Source organism: Streptomyces pseudovenezuelae, assembly GCF_029892565.1.
In the GTDB taxonomy this organism is placed as follows: domain Bacteria; phylum Actinomycetota; class Actinomycetes; order Streptomycetales; family Streptomycetaceae; genus Streptomyces; species Streptomyces pseudovenezuelae_A.
In genome coordinates this window covers 287838-309646 of record NZ_JARXVH010000007.1, presented here as the reverse complement: position 1 = coordinate 309646, position 21809 = coordinate 287838, and the positions used below count along the sequence as shown (strand labels likewise).

Sequence of the window (21809 nt, the reverse complement as noted above, 5' to 3'; positions counted from 1 at the left end):
GGCGGGCGGGGTCTTGGTGGAGGGCGGGGGTCTGATGGCCGGCGCGCTCGGGTTTCAGGATCGGCGCAGCAGGTTCACCGTGCGGTCGAAGGCGGAGTCCCGGTTCTTCGCGAACTCCTCTTTGGTGAAGACCGGTTCGGTCAGCTGGGGCGGGATGCCGGTGCCGTCGAAGGTGCGGCCGGTACGGGTCAGGAACTCCTCGTTGGGCAGCCAGGCGACCATGCCGTTCGGGAGCACGCGGGCCATGGTGTCGGAGAAGACGCCCTGGGTGGCCTGCCCGATACGGACGGTCCTGCCCGGGCGGTCGATGAGCGCCTGCGTGAAGGTCTCCCCGGCGCTCACGGTGGAACCACCGGTGAGTACGGCGATCGGGCCCGTGTAGCGCGGCGCCTGGGTCGGCGTGACGCGGATCGGCTCGGGGCGGGTGAACCGGGTCGGGTCGGCGGGGTCGTTGCGGGCGCGCTTGGCGTAGGCGACGTAGGGCGCGTCCGTGAGGCGCTCGGCGATGTGGATGCCGAGGGAGTCGGCGCCGCCGCCGTTGACGCGGAGGTCGATGATCAGGCCGCGGAGGTGGCGGGGCTGGCGACGGGGACAGTGGCGGTGACGTTGTCGAGTGCGCGGAGAAGATTGTCGAGATCCTCGGGATTTCCATTCCTCTGTCCGGGCTGGCGGACCGGCTCACTCGCCGGAGAGCGGCAGGGCCGGCTTCCGTTCTTTCGGGCGGGTGTTGGAGGGGCTGGGCGATCCGTGAGGCTGGGGGAGGAGTCCAAGTGCGGTGCGCCACGTCCCACGGAACTCGCCGATCTGCTGGCGTTCGTGGAGAAGTCCCTCCATTGACCCCTGGCTCTGGAAGGACTCATGGATCTGAGGTCGGTTTCTCGGGTTCGTCGGGGGGTTCGGCGTTCCGGGGTGGGACTTCGATGTCGTCGCGGTCGCTGTGCCGGCGGTGGCTCAACTGCACAAGGCGCAGAATCCGGCCCTCATGCCGGTGACCTACGCCGTCTTTCCCGCCTATGGCTGTGAGTTCTCCGGCGACGAGAGCCTTGGGGAAGCCGAGTACCGGTATCAGAAGCCGCGCCCTCACGAAGAGAAGAAGCTCAGCAAGCTCGACGGGACAAACCTCGGGACCGCTTGCCTCCCCCAGAACCCAGCCGTTGTCCCATTCAACGCGCCACACGCTCCCATGCCGGTTCTCGAACTCGGTGAAGCCGCCGGGCGCATTCTCCAGCTTCGGGATCTCCTGGAGCAGGATCTTCTCCTGGGCCAGCGTGCGCCGCATTTGCCGCCCGAACCGAGCGCGGTCAGTGCGTCAGCCGCGGCCCCAGCACCGGCAGCAACCTGTCCCTCAGTAGCCGTCGGGCCGGTTCCGTCGACAGCCACAGGAGTTTGTGGTGGGTGCCGTCGGTCATCGTCAGGGTCATGCCGGAGGTGGAGACACCGCCGTGCAGGCGGGCGTGGTGGATGTCGGTGAAGGGGATCACCTTGTTGGTGCGGTGGGCGCGGCGGATCGCCTCCGGGTCGTGGCCGACGAGACGGTACGGATCCTGGGCCGTCACCCCGGAGCCGCTCTGGGAGTTCAGTACGGACTGCAGCAGGCCGCTGCGCACGCGGACCAGGTGACCGGGGAGCAGCCACAGCTCGCCGTGGATCCAGTCCAGCCAGCCGGTCGTGCAGGTGCCGGCCAGCAGTTTGGCGGGTTGCAGCCGGATGCGGGAGGCCCGCGTGACCGCTTCGTCCAGCAATGTGCCCCAGGCGTCCACGGACCGGACCCGGCATGGGTCCCGTATCGCGCCTGCCTCCGAGGCGAAGTGGAGGTGCGCCCAGCCGGCGCTGTGCAGTTCGACGGTGAGCAGGACCTGCCATTCGGGCGAGGCGAGCTGTACGGCCAGGTGTTCGCGGTCATCCGTCCAGAGCGCGGGGGAGACGTCGTGGCCGGCGGCCGACCAGAGGGGTCTGCGGGCTTCGAGCGCCGTCGCGGCGCGGGCGAGGTCTATGGGCTGCGTCACGTCGGGATCTTGGCGGAGGAACGGGCCGCGCCGCCAGGTGAGTGGCACCCATGTTTGACCTGCGTCACTCCCGGGGTATTGTCTCCGGCCCGATTGGCCAGGGCCCTGGCCCATATGGCAGACTGTCGGAGTTGCTCGGTCGAGTGTTGATGCTGTGCGCCTCCCGCCGGGAGGACCGGAAGCGAGTCCCACAGTACTCGTCGCCCCAACTGCCGTAAGGCAGCGCTGAGGCGGACGTACGGGAATCTTTCGGGAAGTGCGGTGCAGCACCGGCCAGGCGCCCGGTGAACCTCTTTCTCAGGCAAGGGATGTTCGGACAAGGGACATCTGTGTCAGTGAGAGTGCGACACACCCGACCGCGTGGGTCGGAGGAAGTCAGTGGAGCACCGGGTTCCAGAGCTGTAAAAGAGACAGGACTACTGAGTAGCCATGGCGGGACAGAAGATCCGCATCCGGCTCAAGGCCTACGACCACGAGGTCATCGACTCCTCGGCGAAGAAGATCGTCGAGACGGTGACGCGCACTGGTGCGTCGGTCGCGGGCCCGGTGCCGCTGCCCACTGAGAAGAACGTGTACTGCGTCATCAAGTCGCCGCACAAGTACAAGGACTCTCGCGAGCACTTCGAGATGCGCACGCACAAGCGCCTCATCGACATCCTCGACCCGACCCCCAAGACCGTTGACTCCCTGATGCGACTCGACCTCCCGGCCGGTGTCGACATCGAGATCAAGCTCTGAGGGCCGGTGATCTGAGAATGGCTAAGCAGATCAAGGGCATCCTGGGCGAGAAGCTCGGCATGACGCAGGTGTGGGACGAGAACAACCGTGTTGTTCCCGTCACCGTCGTCAAGGCCGGCCCCAACGTCGTGACCCAGGTCCGTACGAATGACAGTGACGGCTACGAGTCGGTCCAGATCGCCTTCGGCGAGATCGACCCGCGCAAGGTGAACAAGCCCCTCAAGGGTCACTTCGCCAAGGCCGATGTCACCCCGCGTCGCCACCTCGTCGAGATCCGCACCGCGGCCGCCTCCGAGTACACGCTCGGCCAGGAGATCACCGCTGAGGTGTTCGAGGCCGGCGTGAAGGTCGACGTGACCGGCAAGAGCAAGGGCAAGGGCTTCGCCGGTGTCATGAAGCGTCACAACTTCAAGGGCCTCGGCGCCGGACACGGCACCCAGCGCAAGCACCGCTCTCCCGGCTCCATCGGTGGCTGTGCCACCCCGGGCCGTGTGTTCAAGGGCCTCCGCATGGCGGGTCGTATGGGCAACGAGCGGGTCACCACCCAGAACCTGACCGTCCACGCCGTTGACGCGGAGAAGGGTCTGCTGCTCATCAAGGGCGCGGTTCCTGGTCCGAACGGCGGCCTCGTCCTGGTCCGCACCGCGGCCAAGGGGGCCTGAGGTAACCGATGAGCACTGTTGACATCCTTTCGCCGGCGGGCGAGAAGGCCGGATCCGTCGAGCTCCCCGCGGAGATCTTCGACGTAGAGAAGGTTTCCATCCCGCTGATCCACCAGGTAGTCGTCGCGCAGCTGGCCGCGGCCCGTCAGGGCACGCACAAGACCAAGCGTCGTGGCGAGGTCCGTGGTGGTGGCAAGAAGCCGTACCGCCAGAAGGGCACCGGCCGCGCCCGTCAGGGCTCGACCCGTGCGCCGCAGTTCGCAGGCGGTGGCGTCGTCCACGGCCCGCAGCCGCGTGACTACTCGCAGCGGACCCCGAAGAAGATGAAGGCCGCGGCCCTGCGCCACGCCCTCACCGACCGGGCCCGCCACAACCGCATCCACGTCGTCTCCGGACTGCTCGAGGGCGACAACCCGTCCACGAAGTCCGCTCGGACGCTGTTCGGCAAGATCTCGGAGCGCAAGAACCTGCTCCTGGTCATCGAGCGCGCCGACGAGGCCGCGTGGCTGTCCGCCCGCAACCTGCCCCAGGTCCACATCCTGGAGCCGGGCCAGCTGAACACGTACGACGTTCTCGTCTCGGACGACGTGGTCTTCACCCAGTCCGCGTTCGAGTCCTTCGTGTCCGGCCCGAAGGCCAATGACACCGAAGGGAGCGAGGCCTGATGGCTACGCGTCACCCGAGCATCGCCTCCAAGGCGGCCAAGGTCGCCAAGGCCGCGCGCGTCGCCAAGGCGCGGCGCCACGCGACCGAGGGCAAGAACACCGTCGTCACGCCGCTCAGCAAGTCGTACACGGACCCCCGTGACGTGCTGCTGAAGCCGGTCGTGTCGGAGAAGAGCTACGCGCTCCTGGACGAGAACAAGTACACGTTCATCGTCGACCCGAACGCCAACAAGACCCAGATCAAGCAGGCCGTCCAGGCGGTCTTCTCGGTCAAGGTCACCGGGGTCAACACGATCAACCGCATCGGCAAGCGCAAGCGCACGAAGACCGGCTTCGGTCAGCGTGCCGGCAGCAAGCGAGCGATCGTGACCCTCGCAGAGGGCGACCGTATCGACATCTTCGGCGGTCCGTCCGCGTAAGCGGGTCGGATCGTCCGATATCGGACGAGGACTGAGAAATGGGAATCCGCAAGTACAAGCCGACTACGCCGGGCCGTCGTGGCGCCAGCGTCGCCGACTTCGTCGAGGTCACGCGGTCCACGCCGGAGAAGTCGCTGGTCCGCCCGCTGCACAGCAAGGGCGGCCGTAACAACGCCGGTCGTGTGACCGTTCGCCACCAGGGTGGCGGACACAAGCGCGCCTACCGAGTGATCGACTTCCGTCGGCACGACAAGGACGGCGTGCCGGCGAAGGTCGCGCACATCGAGTACGACCCCAACCGCACCGCGCGCATCGCGCTGCTGCACTACGCGGACGGCGAGAAGCGTTACATCCTCGCCCCGCGCAACCTGCAGCAGGGCGACCGCGTCGAGAACGGTCCCGGGGCCGACATCAAGCCGGGCAACAACCTGGCGCTGCGCAACATCCCGGTCGGTACGACGATCCACTCCGTGGAGCTTCGTCCCGGCGGCGGCGCCAAGTTCGCCCGCTCCGCCGGTGCCTCCGTGCAGCTGCTCGCGAAGGAGGGCACCATGGCCCACCTCCGCATGCCGTCCGGTGAGATCCGTCTGGTCGACCAGCGCTGCCGCGCCACGGTCGGCGAGGTCGGCAACGCCGAGCAGAGCAACATCAACTGGGGCAAGGCCGGCCGCAAGCGCTGGCTGGGCGTCCGCCCGACCGTTCGCGGTGTGGCGATGAACCCGGTTGACCACCCCCACGGTGGTGGTGAGGGCAAGACCTCCGGTGGTCGCCACCCGGTCAGCCCCTGGGGTCAGAAGGAGGGTCGTACTCGCTCGCCGAAGAAGGCTTCGAGCAAGTACATCGTCCGCCGCCGCAAGACGAACAAGAAGCGCTAGGAGCGGGTTTAGATGCCGCGCAGTCTCAAGAAGGGGCCCTTCGTCGACGAGCACCTCGCCAAGAAGGTGGATGCTCAGAACGAAGCCGGTTCCAAGAACGTCATCAAGACCTGGTCCCGCCGCTCGATGATCGTCCCGGCCATGCTGGGCCACACGATCGCGGTGCACAACGGCAAGACCCACATCCCGGTGTTTGTCACCGAGTCGATGGTCGGCCACAAGCTCGGCGAGTTCTCGCCGACGCGCACCTTCCGGGGTCACGTCAAGGACGACCGGAAGTCGAAGCGCCGCTAGCGCGGGGTGACTGATCATGACAAACACTGAAGGGACAACCATGGAAGCCAGGGCCCAGGCGCGGTACATCCGCGTCACGCCCATGAAGGCCCGCCGCGTGGTGGACCTCATCCGTGGCATGGGCGCCACGGAGGCTCAGGCGGTCCTGCGTTTCGCCCCGCAGGCCGCGAGCGTGCCGGTGGGCAAGGTGCTCGACAGCGCCATTGCCAACGCCGCGCACAACTACGACCACACCGACGCCGACAGCCTCGTCATCACCGAGGCGTACGTCGACGAGGGTCCGACCCTGAAGCGGTTCCGGCCGCGTGCCCAGGGCCGTGCCTACCGGATCCGCAAGCGGACCAGCCACATCACCGTGGTCGTCAGCAGCAAGGAAGGAACCCGGTAATGGGCCAGAAGGTAAACCCGCACGGGTTCCGGCTCGGCATCACCACGGACTTCAAGTCCCGGTGGTACGCCGACAAGCTGTACAAGGACTACGTCAAGGAAGACGTCGCCATCCGTCGGATGATGACGTCCGGCATGGAGCGCGCCGGCATCTCGAAGGTGGAGATCGAGCGTACCCGTGACCGTGTGCGTGTGGACATCCACACCGCTCGTCCGGGCATCGTCATCGGCCGCCGTGGCGCCGAGGCCGACCGCATCCGCGGTGACCTCGAGAAGCTCACGGGCAAGCAGGTCCAGCTGAACATCCTCGAGGTCAAGAACCCCGAGACGGATGCCCAGCTGGTCGCGCAGGCCGTCGCCGAGCAGCTCTCCTCCCGCGTCTCCTTCCGTCGGGCCATGCGCAAGAGCATGCAGTCCGCCATGAAGGCCGGCGCCAAGGGCATCAAGATCCAGTGCGGCGGTCGCCTCGGCGGCGCCGAGATGTCCCGCTCGGAGTTCTACCGCGAGGGCCGCGTGCCCCTGCACACGCTCCGCGCGAACGTGGACTACGGCTTCTTCGAGGCCAAGACGACCTTCGGCCGCATCGGCGTGAAGGTCTGGATCTACAAGGGCGATGTCAAGAACATCGCCGAGGTCCGCGCCGAGAACGCTGCCGCCCGTGCGGGTAACCGCCCGGCTCGCGGTGGCGGCAACGACCGCCCGGCCCGTGGTGGCCGCGGTGGCGAGCGGCGCGGTCGCAAGCCGCAGCAGGCTGCCGGCGCCGAGGCCCCCAAGGCCGAGGCTCCCGCCGCCGCCGCTCCGGCTGAGAGCACCGGAACGGAGGCCTGACCGACATGCTGATCCCCCGTAGGGTCAAGCACCGCAAGCAGCACCACCCCAAGCGCCGTGGCGAGGCCAAGGGCGGTACGACGGTTGCGTTCGGCGAGTACGGCATCCAGGCCCTCACTCCGGCGTACGTGACCAACCGCCAGATCGAGGCGGCCCGTATCGCGATGACCCGCCACATCAAGCGTGGCGGCAAGGTCTGGATCAACATCTACCCGGACCGCCCGCTGACGAAGAAGCCTGCCGAGACCCGCATGGGTTCCGGTAAGGGTTCTCCGGAGTGGTGGATCGCGAACGTACACCCGGGCCGGGTCATGTTCGAGCTGTCCTACCCCAACGAGAAGATCGCCCGTGAGGCCCTGACTCGCGCCGCTCACAAGCTGCCGATGAAGTGCCGGATCGTCAAGCGCGAGGCAGGTGAAGCGTGATGTCGGTCGGTACCAAGGCGTCCGAGCTGCGCGAACTGGGTGACGAGGAGCTTCTCAACAAGCTCCGCGAAGCCAAGGAAGAGCTGTTCAACCTCCGCTTCCAGGCGGCGACGGGCCAGCTCGAGAACCACGGTCGGCTCAAGGCCGTCCGCAAGGACATCGCGCGGATCTACACCCTGATGCGTGAGCGCGAGCTGGGCATCGAGACGGTGGAGAGCGCCTGATGAGTGAGAACAACGTGACTGAGACCGCAGAGGCTCGCGGCTTCCGCAAGACCCGTGAGGGTCTCGTCGTCAGCGACAAGATGGACAAGACCGTCGTCGTCGCCGTCGAGGACCGCGTGAAGCACGCGCTGTACGGCAAGGTCATCCGCCGTACGAACAAGCTCAAGGCTCACGACGAGCAGAACGCCGCGGGCGTCGGCGACCGTGTCCTCCTCGCGGAGACCCGGCCGCTGTCCTCGACGAAGCGCTGGCGCATCGTCGAGATCCTCGAGAAGGCCAAGTAAATCTCCTGCGGGCATCCCCGCAGGACAGTTCCGCCAGGCTCGGGGCGGGTGTGTGAGTTGCGCACCCGCCCCGGGAACCGGCAGACAAACAGGAGATAGACGTGATCCAGCAGGAGTCGCGACTGCGCGTCGCCGACAACACTGGTGCGAAGGAAATCCTTTGCATCCGTGTGCTCGGTGGCTCAGGTCGCCGCTACGCGGGCATCGGTGACGTCATCGTCGCCACCGTCAAGGACGCGATCCCCGGTGGCAACGTGAAGAAGGGTGACGTCGTCAAGGCGGTCATCGTTCGCACCGTCAAGGAGCGCCGCCGTCCGGACGGCTCGTACATCCGCTTCGACGAGAACGCCGCCGTCATTCTGAAGAACGACGGCGACCCTCGCGGCACCCGCATCTTCGGCCCGGTCGGGCGTGAGCTGCGCGAGAAGAAGTTCATGAAGATCATCTCGCTGGCTCCGGAGGTGCTGTAAGCATGAAGATCAAGAAGGGCGACCTGGTTCAGGTCATCACCGGCAAGGACAAGGGCAAGCAGGGCAAGGTCATCGCGGCCTACCCCCGCGAGGACCGCGTCCTGGTCGAGGGTGTCAACCGGGTCAAGAAGCACACCAAGGCCGGTCCGACCGCTCGCGGTTCGCAGGCCGGCGGCATCGTCACCACCGAGGCGCCCGTCCACGTCTCCAACGTCCAGCTGGTCGTTGAGAAGGACGGCAACAAGGTTGTCACGCGTGTCGGTTACCGCTTCGACGACGAGGGCAACAAGGTTCGCGTTGCCAAGCGGACGGGTGAGGACATCTGATGGCTACCACCACCACTCCGCGTCTCAAGACGAAGTACCGCGAGGAGATCGCGGGCAAGCTGCGTGACGAGTTCAAGTACGAGAACGTCATGCAGATCCCCGGCCTCGTCAAGATCGTGGTCAACATGGGTGTCGGCGACGCCGCCCGTGACTCCAAGCTCATGGACGGTGCCGTCCGTGACCTGACCACCATCACCGGTCAGAAGCCGGCCATCACCAAGGCCCGCAAGTCCATCGCGCAGTTCAAGCTGCGCGAAGGTCAGCCGATCGGTGCCCACGTCACGCTCCGTGGCGACCGCATGTGGGAGTTCCTGGACCGCACTCTGTCGCTCGCGCTTCCGCGCATCCGCGACTTCCGTGGTCTGTCCCCCAAGCAGTTCGACGGACGTGGCAACTACACCTTCGGTCTCACGGAGCAGGTCATGTTCCACGAGATCGACCAGGACAAGATCGACCGCGTCCGGGGTATGGACATCACCGTGGTCACCACGGCGACCAACGACGCTGAGGGCCGTGCGCTCCTTCGTCACCTCGGCTTCCCCTTCAAGGAGGCGTGAGCGAGATGGCGAAGAAGGCTCTGATTGCCAAGGCTGCTCGTAAGCCCAAGTTCGGGGTGCGTGGCTACACGCGCTGCCAGCGCTGCGGCCGTCCGCACTCCGTGTACCGCAAGTTCGGCCTGTGCCGCGTGTGCCTTCGTGAGATGGCCCACCGTGGCGAGCTGCCGGGCGTGACCAAGAGCTCCTGGTAATCCCTTCAGGGATTCCGGAGGCTCTCGGTAAGCAAAGGGTTTGGTCAGGAGCCCACCCCTCCATGGCTTAGGCTAGGAGGGTTGGGCGCTCTGACGCCCGTAAGACTTACTACGCCGTAGGTCCACCGTGCCGCACCCGCCCCGTCTCGGATCGGGGAGAGGGATGGCGCACCAGGAAACCCCGGCGAGAGAGGCCGAAGGCCACTTCATGACCATGACTGATCCGATCGCAGACATGCTTACGCGTCTGCGGAACGCGAACTCGGCATACCACGACTCAGTGACGATGCCGGCGTCCAAGATCAAGTCTCACATCGCGGAGATCCTCCAGCAGGAGGGCTTCATCACGGGCTGGAAGGTCGAGGACGCCGAGGTCGGCAAGAACCTCGTCCTGGAGCTGAAGTTCGGCCCCAACCGTGAGCGCTCCATCGCGGGCATCAAGCGGATCTCCAAGCCCGGTCTCCGGGTGTACGCGAAGTCCACCAACCTGCCGAAGGTGCTCGGCGGCCTCGGCGTGGCGATCATCTCCACGTCGCACGGTCTCCTCACCGACAAGCAGGCCGGCAAGAAGGGCGTAGGCGGAGAAGTTCTCGCCTACGTCTGGTAGCGGAAGGGAACGGAGGAAAAAGCTATGTCGCGTATTGGCAAGCTCCCCATCACGGTTCCCGCCGGCGTGGACGTCACCATCGACGGCCGTACGGTGTCGGTCAAGGGCCCCAAGGGCGCCCTGTCCCACACCGTTGCCGCGCCGATCGACATCGCCAAGGGTGAGGACGGCGTGCTCAACGTCACCCGCCCCAACGACGAGCGTCAGAACAAGGCCCTGCACGGCCTGTCCCGCACGCTGGTGGCGAACATGATCACCGGCGTGACCGAGGGTTACGTGAAGAAGCTCGAGATCAGCGGTGTCGGTTACCGCGTTGCGGCCAAGGGTTCGAACCTCGAGTTCGCGCTCGGCTACAGCCACTCGATCACCGTCGAGGCGCCCGAGGGCATCTCGTTCAAGGTCGAGAACCCGACGCACTTCTCGGTCGAGGGCATCGACAAGCAGAAGGTCGGCGAGGTTGCGGCCAACATCCGCAAGCTGCGCAAGCCCGACCCGTACAAGGCCAAGGGTGTCAAGTACGAGGGCGAAGTCATCCGCCGCAAGGTCGGAAAGGCGGGTAAGTAAGCCATGGCATACGGACAGAAGATCCTTAAGGGCGACGCCTACAAGCGCGCCGCGATCAAGCGCCGTCACATCCGGATCCGTAAGCACATCAACGGTACGGCGGAGCGTCCGCGTCTGGTCGTTACCCGCTCCAACCGCCACATCGTGGCCCAGGTGATCGACGACATCAAGGGTCACACCCTGGCGTCGGCGTCCACCCTGGACACCACGGTGCGTGGCGGCGAGGGTGACAAGTCCGCGCAGGCCAAGCAGGTCGGCGCTCTGGTCGCCGAGCGTGCCAAGGCCGCCGGTGTCGAGGCTGTTGTATTCGACCGCGGTGGCAACCAGTACGCCGGGCGCATCGCCGCTCTGGCGGACGCCGCCCGCGAGGCCGGGCTCAAGTTCTGAGCTGCCGTAGCTAGCGGATAAAGAGAGAGGTAATTCCAATGGCTGGACCCCAGCGCCGCGGTGGCGGTGCCGGTGGCGGCGAGCGGCGGGACCGGAAGGGCCGTGACGGCGGCGCAGCTGCCGCCGAGAAGACCGCGTACGTTGAGCGCGTTGTCGCGATCAACCGCGTCGCCAAGGTTGTGAAGGGTGGTCGTCGCTTCAGCTTCACTGCGCTCGTCGTAGTGGGCGATGGCGATGGCACCGTCGGTGTCGGTTACGGCAAGGCCAAGGAGGTGCCGGCCGCCATCGCCAAGGGTGTTGAGGAGGCCAAGAAGCACTTCTTCAAGGTCCCCCGTATCCAGGGCACCATCCCGCACCCGATCACGGGCGAGAAGGCCGCGGGCGTCGTCCTGCTCAAGCCTGCTTCCCCCGGTACCGGCGTTATCGCCGGTGGCCCGGTGCGTGCCGTGCTCGAGTGCGCCGGTGTGCACGACATCCTGTCGAAGTCGCTCGGCTCGTCGAACGCGATCAACATCGTGCACGCGACCGTGGCGGCCCTCAAGGGTCTGCAGCGTCCCGAGGAGATCGCGGCTCGCCGTGGTCTGCCCCTCGAGGACGTCGCTCCCGCGGCTCTGCTGCGTGCGCGTGCCGGGGCTGGTGCTGCGTAATGGCACAGCTCCGGATCACGCAGACGAAGTCGTACATCGGCAGCAAGCAGAACCACCGTGACACCCTGCGCTCCCTTGGTCTCAAGGGCATCAACTCGCAGGTCGTCAAGGAGGACCGCCCCGAGTTCCGCGGCATGGTTCGCCATGTCCGTCACCTCGTGACGGTCGAGGAGGTCGACTGATCATGGCGGAGAACAACCCGCTCAAGATCCACAACCTCCGTCCCGCCCCGGGCGCCAAGACCGCCAAGACCCGTGTCGGTCGTGGTGAGGCGTCGAAGGGCAAGACGGCCGGTCGTGGCACCAAGGGTACGAAGGCCCGTTACCAGGTTCCGGAGCGCTTCGAGGGTGGCCAGATGCCCCTCCACATGCGTCTTCCGAAGCTGAAGGGCTTCAGGAACCCGTTCAAGACCGAGTACCAGGTCGTGAACCTCGACAAGCTCTCCGCTCTCTACCCCGAGGGTGGCGAGGTGACCGTCGAGGGTCTGGTGGCCAAGGGTGCTGTTCGCAAGAACAGCCTCGTCAAGGTCCTCGGCCAGGGTGAGATCTCTGTTGCGTTGCAGGTGACGGTGGATGCCGTCTCCGGTTCCGCCAAGGAGAAGATCACCGCGGCCGGCGGCACCGTCACCGAGCTCGTCTGAACACCTCAGGCGTCTCGATGACTTGAACGATCCCGACCGGGGATACCTCATAACGGGGTATCCCCGGTTGGTCGTTCCTAGGGAAGCGGTGTCGCCGGTAAGGTGGCCTGCGCTGTTCTCTTTCCTATCCGTCGAACCTCAAGACCGTCACCCTTGACGCAGTTGCGCGGGGGTCGCAGGAGGCACCGTGCTCACCGCGTTCGCCCGGGCGTTCAGGACGCCCGACCTGCGCAAGAAACTGCTCTTCACGCTCGGCATCATCGTGGTGTACCGGGTCGGTACCCACATTCCGATTCCCGGCGTCAACTACACGGCTGTCCAGCAGTGTGTGGACGAGGCGTCCGGCAACCAGGGCCTGTTCGGTCTGGTCAACATGTTCAGCGGCGGCGCGCTGCTGCAGATCACGATCTTCGCGCTGGGCATCATGCCCTACATCACCGCGAGCATCATCCTGCAGCTGCTGACCGTGGTGATCCCGCGCCTGGAAGCCCTCAAGAAGGAGGGCTCGGCAGGTACCGCGAAGATCACGCAGTACACGCGTTATCTGACCGTGGCGCTGGCCATCCTGCAGGGCACCGGCCTGGTGGCCACCGCCCGCAGCGGCGCTCTCTTCTCCGGCTGCACCGTCGCGTCGAGCATCGTCCCCGACCAGGCCATCTTCACCACCATCACGATGGTGATCTGCATGACCGCCGGTACGGCCGTCGTCATGTGGCTTGGCGAGCTCATCACCGACCGCGGCATCGGCAACGGCATGTCGATCCTCATGTTCATCTCCATCGCGGCGACCTTCCCGTCGGCGCTGTGGGCCATCAAGAAGCAGGGCACGCTGGCGGACGGCTGGATCGAGTTCAGTACCGTCATCGCCGTGGGTCTGGTCATGGTCGGCCTGGTCGTCTTCGTCGAGCAGGCCCAGCGCCGGATCCCGGTGCAGTACGCGAAGCGCATGATCGGCCGCCGTTCCTACGGCGGTACCTCGACGTACATCCCGCTGAAGGTCAACCAGGCGGGTGTCATCCCGGTCATCTTCGCGTCGTCGCTGCTCTACATCCCGGCGCTCATCGCGCAGTTCTCGGGCAGTAACTCCAGCTGGAAGACGTGGATCGAGCAGAACCTCACCAAGGGCGACCACCCGATCTACATCAGCATGTACTTCCTGCTGATCGTTTTCTTCGCGTTCTTCTACGTGGCGATCTCCTTCAACCCCGAAGAAGTCGCCGACAACATGAAGAAGTATGGTGGCTTCATCCCGGGCATCCGGGCTGGCCGACCGACCGCTGAGTACCTCTCGTACGTGCTCAACCGGATCACCTGGCCGGGTTCGCTGTATCTGGGTCTGATCGCTCTCGTGCCGACGATGGCGTTGGTGGGCTTCGGGGCAAGCCAGAACTTCCCGTTCGGCGGGACCAGCATCCTCATCATCGTGGGTGTGGGTCTCGAGACGGTGAAGCAAATCGAGAGCCAGCTCCAGCAGCGCAATTACGAAGGGTTCCTCCGCTGATGCGAATCGTCCTCGTCGGGCCGCCGGGCGCCGGGAAGGGCACGCAGGCCACTCGGCTCGCCGAGAAGCTGCGCGTCCCGCACATCTCCACGGGTGACCTGTTCCGCGCCAACATCAGCCAGCAGACGGAGCTCGGGAAACTCGCGAAGTCCTACATGGACGCCGGCAACCTCGTACCCGACGAGGTGACCATCGCGATGGCCAAGGACCGTATGGAGCAGGCCGACGCGGAGAACGGCTTCCTCCTGGACGGTTTCCCGCGCAACGTCTCGCAGGCCGAGGCGCTCGACGAACTCCTCAAGACCGAGGGCATCAAGCTGGACGCGGTGCTGGATCTGGAGGCACCGGAAGAAGAGGTCGTGAAGCGGATCGCCGGTCGGCGCATCTGCCGCAACGACTCGGCGCACGTCTTCCACGTGTCGTACAAGAAGCCGGCCAAGGAAGGCGTCTGTGACGTCTGCGGCGGCGAGTTGTACCAGCGGGACGACGACTCCGAGGCGACGGTCCGCACGCGCCTCGAGGTCTACCACACCCAGACCGAGCCGATCATCGACTACTACAAGGTCCAGGGCCTCGTGGTGACGATCGAGGCGATGGGTCCGGTGGACGAGGTCACGCAGCGGGCCCTCAAGGCCCTCAAGCGCGAGGACGACGACAAGTAGTCGCAGTCCGATCCGGCCGTGACGCCCTCCCCCCAGACTTCGTCCGGGGCACCGAGGGCGTCGCGGCCGTAGTGTTGTGTACGTAACCGAATGACGTGAGTGACGGAGAGCGCAGGCCCCCATGGTGCAGATCAAGAGCCCCGAGCAGATCGCCAAGATGCGTGAGGCGGGTCTGGTCGTCGCCGCCATCCACGCGGCCACGCGCGAGGCGGCGGTGCCCGGGGCCACCACCAAGGATCTGGACCAGGTGGCGCGCAAGGTGCTCGCGGAGCACGACGCCAAGCCGAACTTCCTTGGCTACGGCGGTTTCCCGGCCACGATCTGCACCTCCGTGAACGAGGTGGTCGTGCACGGCATCCCGTCCGACGAGGTCGTCCTCAAGGACGGCGACATCATCTCCATCGACTGCGGCGCGATCATCGACGGCTGGCACGGCGACGCGGCGTACACCGCGTTCGTGGGTTCGGGCCACTCCCCGGAGCTGATCGAGCTGTCCCGGGTGACCGAGGAGTCGATGTGGGCCGGCATCGCCGCGATGAAGCTCGGCAACCGGCTGGTCGACGTCTCCCGCGCCATCGAGACCTACATCCGCCGGCAGCCGAAGCCGGGCGGCGGCAAGTACGGGATCGTCGAGGACTACGGCGGTCACGGCATCGGCACCGAGATGCACATGGACCCGCACCTGCTGAACTACGTCGAGAAGCGCCGCGGCAAGGGCCCCAAGCTGGTCCCCGGCTTCTGCCTGGCGATCGAGCCGATGGTGTCCCTCGGCACCCCGAAAACCGAGGTCCTGGCCGACGACTGGACGGTCATCACGACGGACGGCACGTGGTCGTCCCACTGGGAGCACTCGGTCGCGCTGACGGAGGAAGGGCCCCTGGTCCTGACGGCTCCGGACGGCGGCAGGGCGAAGCTCGCGGAGCTCGGGATCACGGCTGCGCCGGATCCTCTTGCTTAACGATCATGCGGGTGGGGCATCCTTCCTCGATTCGTCTTTCCGAGTGGCCTGACGTAGACTGACTCGTCGGCTCTCGTGCAGCCGCATGTCCGCATGCACCCCCAGGGGAACGCACGTGAGTCGATCAAGGTAGTCGATTCGAAGGGCGAAGCGTGGCCAAGAAGCAAGGTGCCATCGAGATCGAGGGCACTGTCGTCGAGTCTCTTCCGAACGCCATGTTCAAGGTTGAGCTCCAGAACGGCCACCAGGTCCTGGCACACATCAGCGGCAAGATGCGTATGCACTACATCCGCATCCTCCCTGACGACCGGGTCGTGGTGGAGCTGTCTCCGTACGACCTGACGCGTGGCCGGATCGTCTACCGCTACAAGTAGATCCCTCTGACTCGGAGAGCCTCAGTCCCATGAAGGTCAAGCCGAGCGTCAAGAAGATCTGCGACAAGTGCAGGGTGATCCGCCGTCACGGTCGGGTCATGGTCATCTGCGAGAACCCGCGCCACAAGCAGCGCCAGGGCTGACGCACGACTGACCGATCCCTCTGCATCGACATCGCAGAGATTCGCGCGACGCGAGCTAAGCAAGTTCATACGCAGGACTCAGGCGTAGTAGGCGCCTGACACCCCCGGCTCGGAGGCTGGGGACCCGTTTCGTACCAACCCTTCCGACAGAAGGGGCCGGCGGCCGGGAACCGGTTCTGTGGAAGACCTCCGAAGATCACCAGGAGCCATTGAATGGCACGCGTTTCCGGTGTCGACATCCCGCGCGAAAAGCGCGTGGAGGTCGCCCTCACCTACGTGTTCGGCATTGGCCGGACCCTTTCCCAGCTGACGCTGGCCGAGACCGGCATCGACCCCAACACCCGTGTTCGCGACCTCTCGGAAGAGCAGCTCGTCGCGATTCGTGAGTACGTCGACGCCAACATCAAGACCGAGGGTGACCTCCGTCGCGAGGTCCAGGCCGACATCCGCCGCAAGGTCGAGATCGGTTGCTACCAGGGTCTCCGTCACCGTCGTGGTCTGCCCGTCCGCGGTCAGCGCACCAGCACGAACGCTCGTACCCGCAAGGGCCCGCGTCGCGCCATCGCCGGCAAGAAGAAGCCGGGCAAGAAGTAGTCCGCAGCGGACAACGCTTCACCAGCGGTCTTCGCTGTAGGACCGACCACCTCCCCGTAGGAGTTATAGATGCCCCCCAAGGGTCGTCAGGGCGCTGCCAAGAAGGTGCGCCGCAAGGAAAAGAAGAACGTCGCTCACGGCCACGCGCACATCAAGAGCACGTTCAACAACACCATCGTCTCGATCACGGACCCCTCGGGCAACGTGATCTCCTGGGCCTCCGCCGGCCACGTCGGCTTCAAGGGCTCGCGCAAGTCCACCCCCTTCGCCGCGCAGATGGCCGCCGAGTCGGCCGCCCGTCGCGCGCAGGAGCACGGCATGCGCAAGGTCGACGTCTTCGTGAAGGGCCCGGGCTCGGGCCGCGAGACGGCCATCCGTTCGCTTCAGGCGACCGGTCTTGAGGTCGGCTCCATCCAGGACGTCACCCCCACCCCGCACAACGGCTGCCGTCCGCCCAAGCGCCGCCGCGTCTGACGCACGGTTGTCTCAGGTTTCGGGCGGTATGGCCTTTCGAGGCTGTGCCGCCCGTACCCTTGCAGTACTCAAGGACATCAAATAGTGGGTGTCCATGACTGAAGGATTCACTTCATGCTGATCGCTCAGCGTCCCTCGTTGACCGAAGAGGTCGTCGACGAGTTCCGCTCCCGGTTCGTGATCGAGCCGCTGGAGCCGGGCTTCGGCTACACCCTCGGCAACTCCCTGCGTCGTACGCTCCTCTCCTCGATCCCCGGTGCGGCTGTCACCAGCATCCGGATCGACGGCGTTCTGCACGAGTTCACCACCGTGCCGGGCGTCAAGGAGGACGTCACCGACCTGATCCTCAACATCAAGCAGCTGGTCGTCTCCTCGGAGCACGACGAGCCGGTCGTGATGTACCTGCGCAAGCAGGGCCCGGGTCTGGTCACCGCCGCCGACATCGCGCCCCCGGCCGGTGTCGAGGTGCACAACCCCGACCTCGTCCTCGCCACGCTCAACGGCAAGGGCAAGCTGGAGATGGAGCTCACGGTCGAGCGTGGCCGCGGCTACGTCTCCGCCGTGCAGAACAAGCAGGCCGGTCAGGAGATCGGCCGTATCCCGGTCGACTCCATCTACAGCCCGGTGCTGAAGGTCACGTACAAGGTCGAGGCGACCCGTGTCGAGCAGCGGACCGACTTCGACAAGCTGATCGTCGACGTCGAGACGAAGCAGGCCATGCGGCCGCGCGACGCCATGGCGTCCGCCGGTAAGACCCTGGTCGAGCTGTTCGGTCTCGCCCGCGAGCTGAACATCGACGCCGAGGGCATCGACATGGGCCCGTCCCCCACGGACGCCGCCCTTGCCGCTGATCTCGCCCTGCCGATCGAGGAGCTTGAGCTCACCGTTCGGTCGTACAACTGCCTCAAGCGCGAGGGCATCCACTCCGTGGGTGAGCTCGTGGCGCGTTCCGAGGCCGACCTCCTGGACATCCGCAACTTCGGTGCGAAGTCCATCGACGAGGTCAAGGCGAAGCTGGCCGGCATGGGCCTGGCCCTGAAGGACAGCCCGCCCGGATTCGACCCGACGGCCGCTGCCGACGCCTTCGGCGCCGACGACGACGTGGACGCGGGTTTCGTGGAGACCGAGCAGTACTGATCGGTTGTTGCCGGTGAGCGTCCGCTCATCGGGTCCTGACCCCGGTACCTGATACGGCCGGGGCAGATACCAAGGAGAAAGACATGCCGAAGCCCACCAAGGGTGCCCGTCTGGGCGGCAGTGCCGCGCACGAGAAGCTGCTTCTCGCGAACCTCGCGAAGGCGCTCTTCGAGCACGGCCGTATCACCACCACCGAGGCGAAGGCCCGCAAGCTGCGGCCGTACGCCGAGCGTCTGGTCACCAAGGGCAAGAAGGGCGACCTTCACAACCGCCGTCAGGTGCTCCAGGTGATCACGGACAAGAGCGTCGTCCACACGCTCTTCACCGAGATCGGCCCGCGCTACGAGAACCGTCCCGGTGGCTACACCCGTATCACCAAGATCGGTAACCGTCGTGGCGACAACGCGCCCATGGCCGTCATCGAGCTGGTCGAGGCGCTGACCGTTGCACAGGCTGCGACGGGTGAGGCCGAGGCCGCGACCAAGCGTGCCGCCAAGGACGCCGAGGCTCCCGTTGAGACCAAGGCCGAGGAGACTCAGGTCGAGGACGCCAAGGTTGACGTGACCAAGGACGACGAGGAGTCCAAGGACGCGTAAGGCTGTCCTTCGACTGCGGCGCCGTTGTGGTTGCTCGCGCAGTTCCCCGCGCCCCTTACGGGGCGCGGCAGTGGGCCCGTTCCTTCTTGGGACGGGCCCGCTTTTGTGTTCCTGAGAGGATCTCGGTGTGAGTGACGAAGTACAGCCCGGGTTCGTCCGCGTTCGGCTCGATCTGTCCTATGACGGGACCTCGTTCTCCGGGTGGGCCAAGCAGGCCGGGGGGCGGCGGACTGTGCAGGGGGAGATCGAGGAGGCGTTGCGGACCGTTACGCGGTCGGGGGAGGTCTCGTACGAGTTGACCGTGGCCGGGCGGACCGACTCCGGGGTGCATGCGCGGGGGCAGGTGGCGCATGTGGATCTGCCGGGGGAGGTGTGGGCCGAGCATCGCGAGAAGCTGCTGAAGCGGCTTGCGGGGCGGTTGGCCAGGGATGTGCGGGTGTGGAGGGTCGGCGAGGCTCCAGCGGGCTTCAACGCGCGGTTCTCGGCTGTCTGGCGGCGGTACGCCTATCGCGTCACCGACAACCCGGGTGGGGTCGATCCGCTGCTGCGCGGGCATGTCCTGTGGCACGACTGGCCGCTTGATGTCGACGCCATGAACGAGGCGGCTCAAGCGCTGCTGGGGGAGCACGACTTCGCGGCCTACTGCAAGAAGCGGGAGGGGGCGACCACGATTCGTACGTTGCAGGAGCTGGGTCTTGCGCGCGGTGACGACGGGATCGTCACCGCTACCGTGCGGGCCGACGCGTTCTGCCACAACATGGTGCGCTCGCTGATCGGGGCGCTGCTGTTCGTGGGGGACGGGCATCGCACGCCGGACTGGCCGGGCAAGGTGCTGGCCGCCGGCGTACGGGACTCGGCCGTGCATGTCGTACGGCCGCACGGGCTGACGCTGGAGGAGGTCGGTTACCCGGCCGACGAGCTGCTTGCCGCGCGCAGCAAGGAGGCGCGCAACAAGCGGACGCTGCCCGGGGCCGGGTGTTGTTGAGCGGGTCCGGCTAGCCGACCGCTGCCGATGCCTGGGCCTCACCGCGGCGGCGGATCTGGCGGAAGGTGAACTCCGCCAGGTCGTCGCCGGTCGAGAAGACCTTGGTGTCCTTGGCCGTGACGTCCTTGGCGTTGGTGAAGCCGGCGATGGTGAAGTAGGCGTACCGGCCGTAGGAGTTGGTGGTCGTGCGGCACAGGGCCGAGTCGCAGAAGGACTTCACGCCGCCGCCGAGGAGGGGCTTGACGAAGCCCTTCTTGTCCGCCTGGCCCTTGGCCTTGAGGGCCTTGGCCTCGGTGTCGAAGACGGCCACGCCGACGGTGACCGCGACGCCGTCCTTGACGTAGGTCACCCGCATCAGGCTGGTGCAGCCGCTCGTGGTGAGGACCTTCGGGAGCGTGCCCTGGGCGACCGAGGCGCAGTTCTTCGTGTCGGCCGTCGGGCCCTTCTTGTACACGGCCGAGCCCATGGTCAGCTGAGTGCCCGGGAAGAGCAGCGTCGCGCTGAGGGGGGCCGTGTCCTTGGCCTTGCTGTCGATGAATTCCTTCGGGTCCAGCGGCGGCGGGGCGCTGGTCGGCTCGAAGGACGGGGCCGCAGCGCTGCCGCTGGGGATGGAGGCGCTGGCGGGCAGGTTGGACGGGTTGCCCGAGGCCTGGTTGCCACCGTCGGAGGACACGACGGCCATCGCGACGGCGGTGCCTATCGCGATCGTGGCGACCGCGCCGCCGCCTATGAAGAACAGGCGCCGTCTCCTGTTGCGGGTCTCGGACGCCTCGGCGAGTGCGGCCCAGTCCGGGGTGCCGTCACTGCCGCCGTCGGTCCACGGCTGCTGCGATTGCGGTTTCCAGGGATCCCACTGGGACGGGGGTCCTCCCTGCTGCCCAAAGCTCATGGGCCGCATCTTAGACGGGGCACGGCGCGTGCTGGTGCGCCTCAACAGGCTCCGTAGCACCTAGCGTTGGGCCGGTGAATATGGATAAAGGGGACATCTCTGGGTGGTTGGTGCGACGTGCCCCCTGGCAGTTGTGGGTGGTTCTCGCCGCCGTGCTGGGTGCCACCGCGGCCCGCACAGTGCGGCTGACCTCGGACGGAGGCATGGACAACGCGATCGTCGTACGGGCCGCGCGGACCTGGTTGGCCGGAGGGTCCCCGTATGACGATCCACACTTCCTCTATCTGCCGAGCGCGGTCCTGGCGGCCGCCCCGCAGACCCTGTTGTCCCCTCTTGTACTGCGTGTGCTGGTGCCGCTCGTGGTGACCGGGTGCCTGGGGCTTGGCTGGATCTGCGCGCTGCGGCTGTACGGCGTCCCGCTCCGGAGTCGTTTCGCCGCCCTCGGCCCGGCCGCTCTGGCCGCCGGCTTCGCGCCCTTCGGGCACCTGGTCCTGCTGGCGAACTGGACGGCGACGGCCGCCCTCGCGCTGCCGCTGGCCCTGCTGCTCGCGAGCCGGGGCCGATGGGTGGCGGCGGCCGTGGTGGTGGGCGCCGCGATCGCCCTGAAGCCGTTGCTGGCCCCGCTGGCGCTGCTCTTCGTCTTCGCCCGCCGCTGGCGCGCCCTGGCGGTCCTGGTGACGCTCCCGGCGCTCGCGTCGGTTGCCGCCGCGCTGCTGCTGCCGGACCCGGCGGGCTTCCTCACCCGCACCCTGCCGTTCCTGCTGCGCGGCGACGACGGTTTCGTGCGGCTCTACGAGGCCTCGCCGGCGGCGGTGCTGCCGAGGCTGGGGATGCCGACGGCGGTGGCCGGGGCGACGGCGCTGCTCGCTGCCGGTGCCGGGGTGCTGTGCGCGTACCGGCGCTGGCGGCGCAGTGAACCCGGGCCGATGCGCCTCGCCGAGACCTCCGCCACGTTGATGCTCTCGGCGTTCCTGGTCTCCAGGCCGTCCTACGACCACTACCTGCTGGTCGTGCTTCCGGTGCTGCTGGCGGGGCTCCCGCGGCCCGGATCGGTCGCCCGGAGTCCGTGGTTCTGGCTGGCGCTGGTGCCGCAGTTGCCCGGTCTGACCTGGCCGTACATGGAGACGGTCCAGCGGCGGGCGTTCAAGGACGCGTTCACGTTGTGCGCGCTGGCGCTCACCGTCGCCGTGCACGGCTGGACGCGGTGGGCGGAGGCGCCCGCGAGGTCGGCCGGACCGGCCCCCGCCGTCACGTTTTGACCCGTCCGGGGCAGCGCGGGTAACCTTGCCAGTTGTTATGC

General features: G+C 66.8%; 35 protein-coding genes and 1 pseudogene. 32 read left to right on the top strand and 4 right to left on the bottom strand.

The window, feature by feature from the left end; genetic code table 11:
* Nucleotides 1-54 precede the first annotated feature (54 nt).
* From M2283_RS24345 to M2283_RS24335, 3 genes and pseudogenes are all read right to left on the bottom strand, one after another.
* A pseudogene (locus M2283_RS24345) lies at nucleotides 55-576 on the bottom strand (S41 family peptidase); the annotation flags it as partial.
* A gap of 280 nt (nucleotides 577-856) precedes the next feature.
* Entirely contained in the window at nucleotides 857-1279 is a 423-nt protein-coding gene (locus M2283_RS24340) for a hypothetical protein (RefSeq protein WP_280878465.1), read from the bottom strand.
* 22 nt (nucleotides 1280-1301) lie between these two features.
* Nucleotides 1302-2006, bottom strand: coding sequence for a hypothetical protein (locus tag M2283_RS24335; protein ID WP_280878463.1), 705 nt, complete (start codon nucleotides 2004-2006; stop codon nucleotides 1302-1304).
* Between the two features lie 429 nt (nucleotides 2007-2435).
* On the opposite strand from M2283_RS24335, the gene rpsJ reads away from it, so the two are divergent.
* The 31 genes from rpsJ to truA all read left to right on the top strand — a co-directional run bounded on the left by rpsJ (nucleotide 2436) and on the right by truA (nucleotide 19620).
* A complete protein-coding gene (gene rpsJ / locus M2283_RS24330; RefSeq protein ID WP_003948644.1) occupies nucleotides 2436-2744 on the top strand; it encodes a 30S ribosomal protein S10 in 309 nt (102 codons plus the stop codon).
* 17 nt (nucleotides 2745-2761) lie between these two features.
* Nucleotides 2762-3406, top strand: a complete 645-nt coding sequence (rplC, locus tag M2283_RS24325) for a 50S ribosomal protein L3 (protein WP_123998314.1) — start codon at nucleotides 2762-2764, stop codon at nucleotides 3404-3406.
* Nucleotides 3407-3414: 8 nt separating this feature from the next.
* Nucleotides 3415-4071, top strand: coding sequence for a 50S ribosomal protein L4 (rplD, locus tag M2283_RS24320; protein ID WP_280878462.1), 657 nt, complete (start codon nucleotides 3415-3417; stop codon nucleotides 4069-4071).
* Complete coding sequence (gene rplW, locus M2283_RS24315; protein WP_280878461.1) at nucleotides 4071-4490, top strand: 50S ribosomal protein L23; 420 nt, start codon at nucleotides 4071-4073, stop codon at nucleotides 4488-4490. The genes rplD and rplW overlap by 1 nt, the downstream gene beginning before the upstream one ends.
* A gap of 38 nt (nucleotides 4491-4528) precedes the next feature.
* On the top strand, nucleotides 4529-5365 hold the full coding sequence (gene rplB, locus M2283_RS24310; protein WP_280878460.1) for a 50S ribosomal protein L2: 837 nt from the start codon (nucleotides 4529-4531) through the stop codon (nucleotides 5363-5365).
* A 12-nt stretch (nucleotides 5366-5377) separates the two neighbouring features.
* Entirely contained in the window at nucleotides 5378-5659 is a 282-nt protein-coding gene (rpsS, locus tag M2283_RS24305) for a 30S ribosomal protein S19 (protein ID WP_030930516.1), read from the top strand.
* Between the two features lie 40 nt (nucleotides 5660-5699).
* Nucleotides 5700-6047, top strand: a complete 348-nt coding sequence (rplV, locus tag M2283_RS24300) for a 50S ribosomal protein L22 (RefSeq protein ID WP_280878459.1) — start codon at nucleotides 5700-5702, stop codon at nucleotides 6045-6047.
* The gene (rpsC, locus tag M2283_RS24295; RefSeq protein ID WP_280878458.1) at nucleotides 6047-6874 is read left to right on the top strand and encodes a 30S ribosomal protein S3; all 828 of its coding nucleotides are present in this window, start codon (nucleotides 6047-6049) and stop codon (nucleotides 6872-6874) included. The genes rplV and rpsC overlap by 1 nt, the downstream gene beginning before the upstream one ends.
* 5 nt (nucleotides 6875-6879) lie before the next feature.
* On the top strand, nucleotides 6880-7299 hold the full coding sequence (gene rplP, locus M2283_RS24290) for a 50S ribosomal protein L16 (protein ID WP_030788270.1): 420 nt from the start codon (nucleotides 6880-6882) through the stop codon (nucleotides 7297-7299).
* Complete coding sequence (gene rpmC, locus M2283_RS24285; protein ID WP_280878457.1) at nucleotides 7299-7523, top strand: 50S ribosomal protein L29; 225 nt, start codon at nucleotides 7299-7301, stop codon at nucleotides 7521-7523. Before rplP ends, rpmC begins: the two co-directional genes overlap by 1 nt.
* Nucleotides 7523-7807: a 30S ribosomal protein S17 gene (gene rpsQ / locus M2283_RS24280; RefSeq protein WP_280878456.1), complete on the top strand. Its 285-nt coding sequence runs from the start codon at nucleotides 7523-7525 to the stop codon at nucleotides 7805-7807. The genes rpmC and rpsQ overlap by 1 nt, the downstream gene beginning before the upstream one ends.
* Nucleotides 7808-7908: 101 nt before the next feature.
* The gene (rplN, locus tag M2283_RS24275; protein WP_003998823.1) at nucleotides 7909-8277 is read left to right on the top strand and encodes a 50S ribosomal protein L14; all 369 of its coding nucleotides are present in this window, start codon (nucleotides 7909-7911) and stop codon (nucleotides 8275-8277) included.
* Between the two features lie 2 nt (nucleotides 8278-8279).
* Nucleotides 8280-8603, top strand: coding sequence for a 50S ribosomal protein L24 (gene rplX / locus M2283_RS24270; RefSeq protein ID WP_055614922.1), 324 nt, complete (start codon nucleotides 8280-8282; stop codon nucleotides 8601-8603).
* Entirely contained in the window at nucleotides 8603-9160 is a 558-nt protein-coding gene (rplE, locus tag M2283_RS24265) for a 50S ribosomal protein L5 (RefSeq protein WP_053753925.1), read from the top strand. Before rplX ends, rplE begins: the two co-directional genes overlap by 1 nt.
* A 5-nt stretch (nucleotides 9161-9165) precedes the next feature.
* Nucleotides 9166-9351 (top strand): type Z 30S ribosomal protein S14, encoded by a 186-nt coding sequence (locus M2283_RS24260; RefSeq protein WP_003948630.1) that lies wholly within the window; start codon nucleotides 9166-9168, stop codon nucleotides 9349-9351.
* Nucleotides 9352-9559: 208 nt separating this feature from the next.
* The gene (gene rpsH / locus M2283_RS24255; RefSeq protein WP_007384075.1) at nucleotides 9560-9958 is read left to right on the top strand and encodes a 30S ribosomal protein S8; all 399 of its coding nucleotides are present in this window, start codon (nucleotides 9560-9562) and stop codon (nucleotides 9956-9958) included.
* A 24-nt stretch (nucleotides 9959-9982) separates the two neighbouring features.
* Nucleotides 9983-10522, top strand: coding sequence for a 50S ribosomal protein L6 (gene rplF / locus M2283_RS24250; RefSeq protein WP_280878455.1), 540 nt, complete (start codon nucleotides 9983-9985; stop codon nucleotides 10520-10522).
* 3 nt (nucleotides 10523-10525) lie between these two features.
* The gene (gene rplR, locus M2283_RS24245; RefSeq protein ID WP_123998306.1) at nucleotides 10526-10909 is read left to right on the top strand and encodes a 50S ribosomal protein L18; all 384 of its coding nucleotides are present in this window, start codon (nucleotides 10526-10528) and stop codon (nucleotides 10907-10909) included.
* 38 nt (nucleotides 10910-10947) lie between these two features.
* Nucleotides 10948-11556 carry a 30S ribosomal protein S5 gene (gene rpsE, locus M2283_RS24240; RefSeq protein WP_007384078.1) on the top strand — a complete coding sequence of 203 codons (609 nt, stop codon included), beginning with the start codon at nucleotides 10948-10950 and terminating at the stop codon, nucleotides 11554-11556.
* Entirely contained in the window at nucleotides 11556-11738 is a 183-nt protein-coding gene (gene rpmD, locus M2283_RS24235; protein ID WP_280878454.1) for a 50S ribosomal protein L30, read from the top strand. The genes rpsE and rpmD overlap by 1 nt, the downstream gene beginning before the upstream one ends.
* A gap of 2 nt (nucleotides 11739-11740) precedes the next feature.
* Nucleotides 11741-12196, top strand: coding sequence for a 50S ribosomal protein L15 (gene rplO / locus M2283_RS24230; protein WP_280878453.1), 456 nt, complete (start codon nucleotides 11741-11743; stop codon nucleotides 12194-12196).
* A gap of 187 nt (nucleotides 12197-12383) precedes the next feature.
* Nucleotides 12384-13697: a preprotein translocase subunit SecY gene (secY, locus tag M2283_RS24225; protein ID WP_280878452.1), complete on the top strand. Its 1314-nt coding sequence runs from the start codon at nucleotides 12384-12386 to the stop codon at nucleotides 13695-13697.
* Nucleotides 13697-14359 carry an adenylate kinase gene (locus tag M2283_RS24220; RefSeq protein ID WP_280878451.1) on the top strand — a complete coding sequence of 221 codons (663 nt, stop codon included), beginning with the start codon at nucleotides 13697-13699 and terminating at the stop codon, nucleotides 14357-14359. The genes secY and M2283_RS24220 overlap by 1 nt, the downstream gene beginning before the upstream one ends.
* Before the next feature lie 121 nt (nucleotides 14360-14480).
* Nucleotides 14481-15317, top strand: a complete 837-nt coding sequence (gene map / locus M2283_RS24215) for a type I methionyl aminopeptidase (protein WP_280878450.1) — start codon at nucleotides 14481-14483, stop codon at nucleotides 15315-15317.
* A gap of 152 nt (nucleotides 15318-15469) precedes the next feature.
* Entirely contained in the window at nucleotides 15470-15691 is a 222-nt protein-coding gene (gene infA, locus M2283_RS24210; RefSeq protein ID WP_003948620.1) for a translation initiation factor IF-1, read from the top strand.
* A 29-nt stretch (nucleotides 15692-15720) separates the two neighbouring features.
* Nucleotides 15721-15834 (top strand): 50S ribosomal protein L36, encoded by a 114-nt coding sequence (gene rpmJ / locus M2283_RS24205; RefSeq protein WP_003998809.1) that lies wholly within the window; start codon nucleotides 15721-15723, stop codon nucleotides 15832-15834.
* A gap of 213 nt (nucleotides 15835-16047) precedes the next feature.
* On the top strand, nucleotides 16048-16428 hold the full coding sequence (gene rpsM / locus M2283_RS24200; RefSeq protein WP_280878449.1) for a 30S ribosomal protein S13: 381 nt from the start codon (nucleotides 16048-16050) through the stop codon (nucleotides 16426-16428).
* A gap of 69 nt (nucleotides 16429-16497) precedes the next feature.
* The gene (rpsK, locus tag M2283_RS24195) at nucleotides 16498-16902 is read left to right on the top strand and encodes a 30S ribosomal protein S11 (protein WP_003956432.1); all 405 of its coding nucleotides are present in this window, start codon (nucleotides 16498-16500) and stop codon (nucleotides 16900-16902) included.
* A gap of 114 nt (nucleotides 16903-17016) precedes the next feature.
* Entirely contained in the window at nucleotides 17017-18039 is a 1023-nt protein-coding gene (locus tag M2283_RS24190; protein ID WP_280878448.1) for a DNA-directed RNA polymerase subunit alpha, read from the top strand.
* Nucleotides 18040-18122: 83 nt separating this feature from the next.
* Nucleotides 18123-18635 (top strand): 50S ribosomal protein L17, encoded by a 513-nt coding sequence (gene rplQ, locus M2283_RS24185; protein WP_280878447.1) that lies wholly within the window; start codon nucleotides 18123-18125, stop codon nucleotides 18633-18635.
* A 127-nt stretch (nucleotides 18636-18762) separates the two neighbouring features.
* Complete coding sequence (truA, locus tag M2283_RS24180) at nucleotides 18763-19620, top strand: tRNA pseudouridine(38-40) synthase TruA (RefSeq protein WP_280878446.1); 858 nt, start codon at nucleotides 18763-18765, stop codon at nucleotides 19618-19620.
* A gap of 10 nt (nucleotides 19621-19630) precedes the next feature.
* Here the strand turns inward: truA and M2283_RS24175 are convergent, their stop codons facing one another.
* The gene (locus M2283_RS24175) at nucleotides 19631-20509 is read right to left on the bottom strand and encodes a hypothetical protein (RefSeq protein ID WP_280878445.1); all 879 of its coding nucleotides are present in this window, start codon (nucleotides 20507-20509) and stop codon (nucleotides 19631-19633) included.
* Between the two features lie 110 nt (nucleotides 20510-20619).
* Between M2283_RS24175 and M2283_RS24170 the strand changes: the two genes are divergently transcribed.
* Nucleotides 20620-21768, top strand: a complete 1149-nt coding sequence (locus M2283_RS24170; protein WP_280878444.1) for a glycosyltransferase 87 family protein — start codon at nucleotides 20620-20622, stop codon at nucleotides 21766-21768.
* Nucleotides 21769-21809: the final 41 nt, after the last annotated feature.

Coding starts and splice junctions, on each gene's coding strand:
- M2283_RS24340 (WP_280878465.1), bottom strand. CDS start 1,279: ATGCGGCGCACGCTGGCCCAGGAGAAGATCCTGCTCCAGGAGATCCCG.
- rpsJ (WP_003948644.1), top strand. CDS start 2,436: ATGGCGGGACAGAAGATCCGCATCCGGCTCAAGGCCTACGACCACGAG.
- rplC (WP_123998314.1), top strand. CDS start 2,762: ATGGCTAAGCAGATCAAGGGCATCCTGGGCGAGAAGCTCGGCATGACG.
- rplD (WP_280878462.1), top strand. CDS start 3,415: ATGAGCACTGTTGACATCCTTTCGCCGGCGGGCGAGAAGGCCGGATCC.
- rplW (WP_280878461.1), top strand. CDS start 4,071: ATGGCTACGCGTCACCCGAGCATCGCCTCCAAGGCGGCCAAGGTCGCC.
- rplB (WP_280878460.1), top strand. CDS start 4,529: ATGGGAATCCGCAAGTACAAGCCGACTACGCCGGGCCGTCGTGGCGCC.
- rpsS (WP_030930516.1), top strand. CDS start 5,378: ATGCCGCGCAGTCTCAAGAAGGGGCCCTTCGTCGACGAGCACCTCGCC.
- rplV (WP_280878459.1), top strand. CDS start 5,700: ATGGAAGCCAGGGCCCAGGCGCGGTACATCCGCGTCACGCCCATGAAG.
- rpsC (WP_280878458.1), top strand. CDS start 6,047: ATGGGCCAGAAGGTAAACCCGCACGGGTTCCGGCTCGGCATCACCACG.
- rplP (WP_030788270.1), top strand. CDS start 6,880: ATGCTGATCCCCCGTAGGGTCAAGCACCGCAAGCAGCACCACCCCAAG.
- rpmC (WP_280878457.1), top strand. CDS start 7,299: ATGTCGGTCGGTACCAAGGCGTCCGAGCTGCGCGAACTGGGTGACGAG.
- rpsQ (WP_280878456.1), top strand. CDS start 7,523: ATGAGTGAGAACAACGTGACTGAGACCGCAGAGGCTCGCGGCTTCCGC.
- rplX (WP_055614922.1), top strand. CDS start 8,280: ATGAAGATCAAGAAGGGCGACCTGGTTCAGGTCATCACCGGCAAGGAC.
- rplE (WP_053753925.1), top strand. CDS start 8,603: ATGGCTACCACCACCACTCCGCGTCTCAAGACGAAGTACCGCGAGGAG.
- M2283_RS24260 (WP_003948630.1), top strand. CDS start 9,166: ATGGCGAAGAAGGCTCTGATTGCCAAGGCTGCTCGTAAGCCCAAGTTC.
- rpsH (WP_007384075.1), top strand. CDS start 9,560: ATGACCATGACTGATCCGATCGCAGACATGCTTACGCGTCTGCGGAAC.
- rplF (WP_280878455.1), top strand. CDS start 9,983: ATGTCGCGTATTGGCAAGCTCCCCATCACGGTTCCCGCCGGCGTGGAC.
- rplR (WP_123998306.1), top strand. CDS start 10,526: ATGGCATACGGACAGAAGATCCTTAAGGGCGACGCCTACAAGCGCGCC.
- rpsE (WP_007384078.1), top strand. CDS start 10,948: ATGGCTGGACCCCAGCGCCGCGGTGGCGGTGCCGGTGGCGGCGAGCGG.
- rpmD (WP_280878454.1), top strand. CDS start 11,556: ATGGCACAGCTCCGGATCACGCAGACGAAGTCGTACATCGGCAGCAAG.
- rplO (WP_280878453.1), top strand. CDS start 11,741: ATGGCGGAGAACAACCCGCTCAAGATCCACAACCTCCGTCCCGCCCCG.
- M2283_RS24220 (WP_280878451.1), top strand. CDS start 13,697: ATGCGAATCGTCCTCGTCGGGCCGCCGGGCGCCGGGAAGGGCACGCAG.
- map (WP_280878450.1), top strand. CDS start 14,481: ATGGTGCAGATCAAGAGCCCCGAGCAGATCGCCAAGATGCGTGAGGCG.
- rpmJ (WP_003998809.1), top strand. CDS start 15,721: ATGAAGGTCAAGCCGAGCGTCAAGAAGATCTGCGACAAGTGCAGGGTG.
- rpsM (WP_280878449.1), top strand. CDS start 16,048: ATGGCACGCGTTTCCGGTGTCGACATCCCGCGCGAAAAGCGCGTGGAG.
- rpsK (WP_003956432.1), top strand. CDS start 16,498: ATGCCCCCCAAGGGTCGTCAGGGCGCTGCCAAGAAGGTGCGCCGCAAG.
- M2283_RS24190 (WP_280878448.1), top strand. CDS start 17,017: ATGCTGATCGCTCAGCGTCCCTCGTTGACCGAAGAGGTCGTCGACGAG.
- rplQ (WP_280878447.1), top strand. CDS start 18,123: ATGCCGAAGCCCACCAAGGGTGCCCGTCTGGGCGGCAGTGCCGCGCAC.
- M2283_RS24175 (WP_280878445.1), bottom strand. CDS start 20,509: ATGAGCTTTGGGCAGCAGGGAGGACCCCCGTCCCAGTGGGATCCCTGG.